Below are 4,922 nucleotides of genomic sequence, written 5' to 3'. Positions count from 1 at the left end.
CAGCTGGCCGTGGATGCGCATGGTATGCCGCTCAGAATTATTATCACGGAAGGTACCAGAGCGGATTGCACGCAGGCTGGCCACCTGATCGAGGGGCTTCATGCCGATCAACTGATTGCGGACAAAAGCTATGACAGCGATGCTATTTTTGATCAAGCAAAAGCTCAGGGCATGGAGCCCGTAATCCCGCCGAAGAAAAACCGTAGTGTTCAAAGGCCGTATGATGAAGATCTGTATAAGACCCGACACTTGATCGAAAATGCCTTCCTGCACCTGAAAAGATGGCGCGGCATTACCACAAGATACGCTAAAAACACCGCTTCCTTCCTCGCCGCCGTCCATATCAGATGCATCGCTCTTTGGGCAAATATCTTGTGACTACACTACCTAATAGCGCAAGCTTGAAATTTAGCAGCCAACCATAAGAACTGGCAACCAGCGCATGGTAATAGGTTTCCACCATACGATCTGCCACCATTAAACCGGTTGCTATCATCAGCAGCATCACAGGCAGAGCAGTTGCCAAGAATTCCTTCAAAGACGCTGCATTTAGCAGAGATGAGGTTTTGTCTGAAGACCGATGACTGTCATACACGGTCAATAGAAAAGCGGGTAATGCACCAAACCATACTCCTGCCAGCAGGATATGCAGCGCATAGGACGCGATCGATACAAATGATATTTCCTCCGCGCCGGAATGACTCATCAATGAGCCTGCGATCACGGGAAGTGAAGCAGCAACCGCCCACAAAATATAGTGCCATCGCACACGAGATAGGCGTCGGACATACAAAATGACACCAAATAGAACAACTGCCAGCAGCGCCCTTGCCGCCCATAAATGCCCTACCCGTGTCTGCTGGACAACCTCGAACCATGCAGCTGGATTCCAGGTATTGACTATCTTTCCCGTTGCTTCACCCGTTGTCGTCGCCAGGATAGCTATCAATCCCAATAAAACCACACCCGCTAGCCAAGGGAATCTTTTTTCCAGACGGCTCGCCCACGAGGTTTCAAACACAGCCTTTTGTTGTCCAACAATGGCAAGAAAAACACAGCTTCCAAACAAGATTAAATAAACGAGGTAATCCCCCGGCTTTGCCGGGGGACTATTAAAGGTTTGACCGTGTGATACGGTCACCTTGATTCTTTTAGCTTGATCAAGAGCCAGGAGAATCAAATGAGAGATTATCAGAGTTTGGCCCATACAACATGGGACTGTAAGTACCACGTTGTATTTATTCCGAAGAGAAGGAAAAAGGTGATATTTGGAGTAATACGAAAGCACCTTGGGAAGGTATTGCACGAGTTAGCAGAGCAGAAAGAATGCCAGATAGTGGAAGAACATTTGATGCCTGATCATGTACACATGTGCATTAGTATTCCGCCGAAGTACTCAGTGTCTTACGTAGTAGGGTATATCAAGGGGAAAAGTGCAATATCGATAGCACGAAAGTTTATGGGGAAATCGAGGAATTTCACAGGTGAAAGTTTTTGGGCGCGTGGTTATTTTGTATCGACCGTAGGGTTAGATGAAGAGATGGTTAGAGAATATATCCGACATCAAGAGAAGGAGGATGAACATTATGATCAGCTCAAGCTTGGTATGTGATGCCACCTTTAGGTGGCGCCAATTCTTGCCCCTTTGAGGGGCTAACAGAAATAAGCCTCCGGCTCTGCCGGAGGTAATTTAACTTGGCAGTCAGTTGCGACCACCGGGCAAAAGTAGCAATGATTTCGATCATGATTTTACGGCAGGAATATTATGGTTGCTTTGATAACACCCGTGGTATAGATTGCGGCTGGTACCGCCAACCTAAAATTTCCCGGGTGATTTATAGTTATTTATAGTTTTAGCTTAAAAAGTTAGAGAGTATCTCATAAGCAACCGGGCAATTTAAAGACTGATTAGATTTCATGGTATGACTACCCACTAATATAGTACTGCTACACCGTTCAGTCTGAGCCTGTCAAAGACCAGCATTCACAGCCTGGCAGTTCAACAAAGCTCACCACAAACGGTAATTGTTTACTGGGAAAGCCTATTCGTCCTTACTATCGTAATCCCCCAGCGTTTTTGGCAGCCACTGTTGCGTATCGATATGACCTTTGCGACGCGCCACGCCGTGGTGCGTGTTCTCCTCTACGTCTTCGTTGCCCCACTGATGCCAGCCGGGTCGGCGGAAACGTGCGAACAGCTCCAGATAGGGACCTGGCGAACAGGACTCAATCAAATCGTAGATCTCATCAGGCTTACGTGAGTGTTCCCGTTTCCGGCTTGAAAAAAGATTAACCTGTGTCCGTCCTGGAGCAAGTGTGCGCAGGCTGCCGCGCACCCCAAACAGCACCAACTCAGTAACATTGCGAAAATAGAAACCCACCCCCCGCCCATCGGGGCCACCATCCTTGCGGACCTTGTACCAGACCAGGTTCGATTTGTAGGTAAAACCCCACGCTTCCATCACATTGAGGCCTTCCTGCAGGAGGGCGTTCGGCACCCAAAGATAAAGATGCGATTTGGCAGCTGCAAGTTGGGAAACAGGGAGTTCCATTATTTCTTTCAATTTCATGGTGGGATATCTCAGCAGCCGCCTGTGCTCGGGCGCCATTTTGCCGGTGCGATTCTGAAATTGCCAAGGTGGATCGGACAAGATGGTCGAATACTGCCCTTCTATCTTCGTCAATAAATCTTCCGATGGATTCGACTCTGTGATGTGATAAACCTGTGCTGTCACGACTATCTTCTTCCCTTTTCAAAAAACTATAGCCAGTTTATCAAAATAGCGGATTCATACGGTTTACACTACTGTGTATTCCTTTGATCAACAAACCAGTGGAGGAAAGCACTTCAAATAGAGATTTTTTTGCACAAAATCTACGTTAAGAATTAGCCTTCACCCCGCAGATACTTCTGCAAAAAAGCAGACACCCTGGCTTCGTATTCTTTGGGATGATATGCGTGGAGATTGATGTGGGCAGCACCTTCGACGATCCATAGCTCTTTGGGTTGATTAGCTGATTGAAACAGGCGTTGCGTTTCTGCTACCGTGGGATGCAGATCTTCTGCGCCTGACATGATGAGCACCGGACTATGTAAAGCAGCAAGATTGGCGATGGGGCGAAGCTGGTCTGCTGTAACGCCAAACCGAATGGGTAGCTGCCAAAGAAATATCGGCGTGAGCAAACTTCCGAATGGACCAAGCCGTTTCTGCAGCCTGCGAGCAATTGCTTCTTCTATGGTCGGGTACATTGATTCCAACACCACAGCACTGGGGACAGGCGATACTTTCGAGAGCACGAGCGATGCCGCACCCAAGGAAACACCGATCACCGCGATCTTTTCATGTGGAAATGCCTCTGCCAAATAGCGCATGGCAGCTTCGACTCCTTCGGCCTCCCGATAACCGAAGGTAATGCACTTACCACTACTTTCACCATGAGCAGGAAGGTCGATCAGCATGATCGAGTAACCTGCCCGAAAGAGAAACCTGGCGCGATCCAGCATCTGGCGTCGGTCACTGCGCAAGCCATGCAGCAGCAGAACCACGCCCATTCCCGGTGTTCCACGTATAGCCCATCCTGAAACCAGTTCGATCGTTTCGTTTGACGCGTTTTGCAATATGATCGTTTCGACAGGCAAGTCTGCCGGGACGCTACCGACAGATCGTTGGGCAGGGCGGCAAAGCTCACCCCCAGCCTTGATACCGATAGTTATAATTGCGATGCCACAGACAACGGCAAGAATAATCAACCCAATAAAAGCTGGCGCATGAACAATGTGAAACATCGTTTAAAATTGACTGATAACTCAGGTTGATTTGGCAAGATGCGTATCAATCAGTGGCGCAACCTCTTTAGCATGGCTCATGACCAAATTGTGGTCGCCACCTGACACAATGTGCAGTTTGGCATGTGGCAGCAACGCTGCAAGGCGCTGACCCACGCTGACAGGACTGATCGGATCAGCATCACCCCATAAAAGCAAGCTGGGTACCTTGATCTTGTGGAACTGAGGTGTCAAATCCTCATCGTATTCAGATAACCAACGAGGAAAAGAAGGATTAGCAGCGAGTATGAGTGGACGCCAATCCTGCGCCCCGAAGCTCTCCAAATCCATTCCACCAGAGGTGACTGCCAACACCAAATGGGTGACAAGATCAAGTTTCTCGAGTGTGGCCTGGATAGCCATGACGCATCCCATCGACTGTGCGATGAGCGCAACAGGTTGATCAATCTCAGCAACAACCAGATCAACCAAATCATGTATGCTGTTCACCTTGGGATCGAGCGGTGTGGACCCAAGACCTGGCCATTTTAAATAAACTTTTTCTGCGGGATACGTAAGTAGATTGGCCACAGGCAGCCAGAACTGGGTATTACCTGATGCACCAGGCAGAAATAAGAGTTTAGATGGCATAGAATTATCCCAAGGTATAAATTATTCCATTTCCAAATTAAACATGATGCAAAGGCGGGCCGCAGATAGTATAAATGATACGGCAAGGAGAAGCCGACAAAGTCAGGTTTGATTTAAAAATGGAATTACAACTGACATGATCATTATCAAAGAGCCCTGTTTGCTTACATGATAGTAATTGATTTTTGTCGTATGGCAAAGCATCTGTGAATTTGTGTAGAAATGATAGCCAGTAGTACTATTCTGACAGAGATATGGAAGCTGTGTAAGGTTCAGGGCAAACCAGGGAAGTAGGCATGCCGAATTTCATCAATGATTACTCGTTGCATCGGTTTGGTCAGCCAGAAGAAGTGGTAGCTGTCGAAGCACAGTTTGCTTCGCATGAAGCGGCTTGACTGAAGCTGAGATTACCATCGTTTGGAAGCATTCTAGAGCATTCTGCACTTAAATAGAGTCGATAAGGGATTCTCAAAGGATGAGATATAGTTGATGATCTTGCTATAAG

General features: G+C 47.7%; 6 protein-coding genes. 2 read left to right on the top strand and 4 right to left on the bottom strand.

What is annotated here, in order from left to right; genetic code table 11:
• Positions 1 to 378 (top strand): IS5 family transposase (locus R2Q26_RS15180; protein ID WP_317537060.1); only part of this gene is annotated, 378 nt, incomplete at its 5' end.
• Here the strand turns inward: R2Q26_RS15180 and R2Q26_RS15175 are convergent.
• Positions 344 to 1,141 carry a hypothetical protein gene (locus R2Q26_RS15175; RefSeq protein ID WP_317537059.1) on the bottom strand — a complete coding sequence of 266 codons (798 nt, stop codon included), beginning with the start codon at positions 1,139 to 1,141 and terminating at the stop codon, positions 344 to 346. The genes R2Q26_RS15180 and R2Q26_RS15175 overlap by 35 nt on opposite strands.
• 39 nt (positions 1,142 to 1,180) lie before the next feature.
• Here R2Q26_RS15175 and tnpA point away from each other — a divergent pair, with 39 nt between their 5' ends.
• The gene (gene tnpA, locus R2Q26_RS15170; RefSeq protein WP_317537058.1) at positions 1,181 to 1,612 is read left to right on the top strand and encodes an IS200/IS605 family transposase; all 432 of its coding nucleotides are present in this window, start codon (positions 1,181 to 1,183) and stop codon (positions 1,610 to 1,612) included.
• A 430-nt stretch (positions 1,613 to 2,042) separates the two neighbouring features.
• Here tnpA and R2Q26_RS15165 read toward each other — a convergent pair whose 3' ends face one another.
• The 3 genes from R2Q26_RS15165 to R2Q26_RS15155 form a co-directional block, all read right to left on the bottom strand.
• Entirely contained in the window at positions 2,043 to 2,735 is a 693-nt protein-coding gene (locus tag R2Q26_RS15165) for an MT-A70 family methyltransferase (protein WP_317537057.1), read from the bottom strand.
• A gap of 152 nt (positions 2,736 to 2,887) precedes the next feature.
• The gene (locus R2Q26_RS15160; protein ID WP_317537056.1) at positions 2,888 to 3,787 is read right to left on the bottom strand and encodes an alpha/beta hydrolase; all 900 of its coding nucleotides are present in this window, start codon (positions 3,785 to 3,787) and stop codon (positions 2,888 to 2,890) included.
• Positions 3,788 to 3,808: 21 nt separating this feature from the next.
• Entirely contained in the window at positions 3,809 to 4,417 is a 609-nt protein-coding gene (locus R2Q26_RS15155) for an alpha/beta hydrolase (protein WP_317537055.1), read from the bottom strand.
• Positions 4,418 to 4,922: the final 505 nt, after the last annotated feature.

The sequence above is a fragment of the Nitrosomonas sp. Is37 genome, from assembly GCF_033063275.1.
In the GTDB taxonomy this organism is placed as follows: domain Bacteria; phylum Pseudomonadota; class Gammaproteobacteria; order Burkholderiales; family Nitrosomonadaceae; genus Nitrosomonas.
Note: the sequence above shows the minus strand (reverse complement) of the source record. Positions and strands in the feature narration are given on the sequence as shown.